We start from the raw sequence: 3,060 nt of genomic DNA, 5'->3' as shown, positions 1-3,060 counted from the left end.
AATCGTTCTTTGAAAACTGGATAATGTAATGTAAGGCAAAGTAAATGCGTTTTAATAAAAACCGAGTAAGAGTTTTTTAACGGTTAAGTTAATAAGGGCGCACGGTGGATGCCTTGGCACTAGGAGCCGATGAAGGACGGGACTAACACCGATATGCTTCGGGGAGCTGTAAGTAAGCTTTGATCCGGAGATTTCCGAATGGGGAAACCCACTGCCCGTAATGGGGCAGTATCTTACACTGAATTCATAGGTGTATGAAGGCACACCCGGGGAACTGAAACATCTAAGTACCCGGAGGAAGAGAAAGCAAATGCGATTTCCTGAGTAGCGGCGAGCGAAACGGAATCAGCCCAAACCAGATGGCTTGCCATCTGGGGTTGTAGGACACTCATTGTGGAGTTACAAAGGAACGGGGTAGATGAAGCGACCTGGAAAGGTCCGTCAGAGAAGGTAACAACCCTGTAGTCGAAACTTCGTTCCCTCCCGAGTGGATCCTGAGTACGGCGGGACACGAGGAATCCCGTCGGAATCCGGGAGGACCATCTCCCAAGGCTAAATACTCCCTAGTGACCGATAGTGAACCAGTACCGTGAGGGAAAGGTGAAAAGCACCCCGGAAGGGGAGTGAAAGAGATCCTGAAACCGTGTGCCTACAAGTAGTCAGAGCCCTTTTATGGGTGATGGCGTGCCTTTTGTAGAATGAACCGGCGAGTTACGATCCCATGCAAGGTTAAGTTGATGAGACGGAGCCGCAGCGAAAGCGAGTCTGAATAGGGCGTTTGCAGTATGTGGTCGTAGACCCGAAACCAGGTGATCTACCCATGTCCAGGATGAAGTCCAGGTAACACTGGATGGAGGTCCGAACCCACGCACGTTGAAAAGTGCGGGGATGAGGTGTGGGTAGCGGAGAAATTCCAATCGAACCTGGAGATAGCTGGTTCTCTCCGAAATAGCTTTAGGGCTAGCCTCGAGTTTAGAGTCTTGGAGGTAGAGCACTGTTTGGACTAGGGGCCCTCATCGGGTTACCGAATTCAGACAAACTCCGAATGCCAAAGACTTATACTCGGGAGTCAGACTGCGAGTGATAAGATCCGTAGTCAAAAGGGAAACAGCCCAGACCACCAGCTAAGGTCCCAAAGTATACGTTAAGTGGAAAAGGATGTGGAGTTGCCCAGACAACCAGGATGTTGGCTTAGAAGCAGCCACCATTTAAAGAGTGCGTAATAGCTCACTGGTCGAGTGACTCTGCGCCGAAAATGTACCGGGGCTAAACGTATCACCGAAGCTGTGGATGCATACCGTATGGTATGCGTGGTAGGAGAGCGTTCTAAGGGCTGTGAAGCATGACCGGAAGGACATGTGGAGCGCTTAGAAGTGAGAATGCCGGTATGAGTAGCGAAAGAAGGGTGAGAATCCCTTCCACCGAATGCCTAAGGTTTCCTGAGGAAGGCTCGTCCGCTCAGGGTTAGTCGGGACCTAAGCCGAGGCCGAAAGGCGTAGGCGATGGACAACAGGTTGATATTCCTGTACCACCTCTCTTCCATTTGAGTGATGGGGGGACGCAGTAGGATAGGGTAAGCGCGCTGTTGGATATGCGCGTCCAAGCAGTTAGGCCGATGAGCAGGCAAATCCGCTCATCACATAAGGCTGAGCTGTGATGGCGAGGGAACTAGAGTACCGAAGTTCCTGATTCCACACTGCCAAGAAAAGCCTCTAGCGAGGAAGAAGGTGCCCGTACCGCAAACCGACACAGGTAGGCGAGGAGAGAATCCTAAGGTGATCGAGAGAACTCTCGTTAAGGAACTCGGCAAAATGACCCCGTAACTTCGGGAGAAGGGGTGCTCATTAGAGGTTTATAGCCTCGAAGAGCCGCAGTGAAAAGGCCCAGGCGACTGTTTAGCAAAAACACAGGTCTCTGCGAAGCCGCAAGGCGAAGTATAGGGGCTGACGCCTGCCCGGTGCTGGAAGGTTAAGAGGAGCGCTTAGCGCAAGCGAAGGTGCGAATTGAAGCCCCAGTAAACGGCGGCCGTAACTATAACGGTCCTAAGGTAGCGAAATTCCTTGTCGGGTAAGTTCCGACCCGCACGAAAGGCGTAACGATCTGGGCACTGTCTCAACGAGAGACTCGGTGAAATTATAGTACCTGTGAAGATGCAGGTTACCCGCGACAGGACGGAAAGACCCCGTGGAGCTTTACTGCAGCCTGATATTGAATTTTGGTACAGCTTGTACAGGATAGGTAGGAGCCTTTGAAGCCGGAGCGCCAGCTTCGGTGGAGGCATCGGTGGGATACTACCCTGGCTGTATTGACATTCTAACCCGCACCCCTGATCGGGGTGGGAGACAGTGTCAGGTGGGCAGTTTGACTGGGGCGGTCGCCTCCTAAAGAGTAACGGAGGCGCCCAAAGGTTCCCTCAGAATGGTTGGAAATCATTCGCAGAGTGTAAAGGCACAAGGGAGCTTGACTGCGAGACCTACAAGTCGAGCAGGGACGAAAGTCGGGCTTAGTGATCCGGTGGTTCCGCATGGAAGGGCCATCGCTCAACGGATAAAAGCTACCCCGGGGATAACAGGCTTATCTCCCCCAAGAGTCCACATCGACGGGGAGGTTTGGCACCTCGATGTCGGCTCATCGCATCCTGGGGCTGTAGTCGGTCCCAAGGGTTGGGCTGTTCGCCCATTAAAGCGGTACGCGAGCTGGGTTCAGAACGTCGTGAGACAGTTCGGTCCCTATCCGTCGTGGGCGCAGGAAATTTGAGAGGAGCTGTCCTTAGTACGAGAGGACCGGGATGGACGCACCGCTGGTGTACCAGTTGTTCTGCCAAGAGCATAGCTGGGTAGCTACGTGCGGACGGGATAAGTGCTGAAAGCATCTAAGCATGAAGCCCCCCTCGAGATGAGATTTCCCATAGCGCAAGCTAGTAAGAACCCTGAAAGATGATCAGGTTGATAGGTCCGAGGTGGAAGTGTGGTGACACATGGAGCTGACGGATACTAATCGTTCGAGGACTTAACCAAATGAATCAAGCATACTTGCCAAACTTACATTATCCAGTTTTGA

General features: G+C 52.5%; 1 rRNA gene. It reads left to right on the top strand.

Annotated features, from left to right (window positions below):
* Positions 1 to 81 precede the first annotated feature (81 nt).
* Positions 82 to 3,017 (top strand): 23S ribosomal RNA (locus FHY47_RS18735).
* Positions 3,018 to 3,060: the final 43 nt, after the last annotated feature.

Source organism: Bacillus sp. E214, assembly GCF_008087365.1.
GTDB lineage: Bacteria > Bacillota > Bacilli > Bacillales > Pradoshiaceae > Pradoshia.
This window is presented reverse-complemented; position numbering and strand designations above follow the sequence as displayed.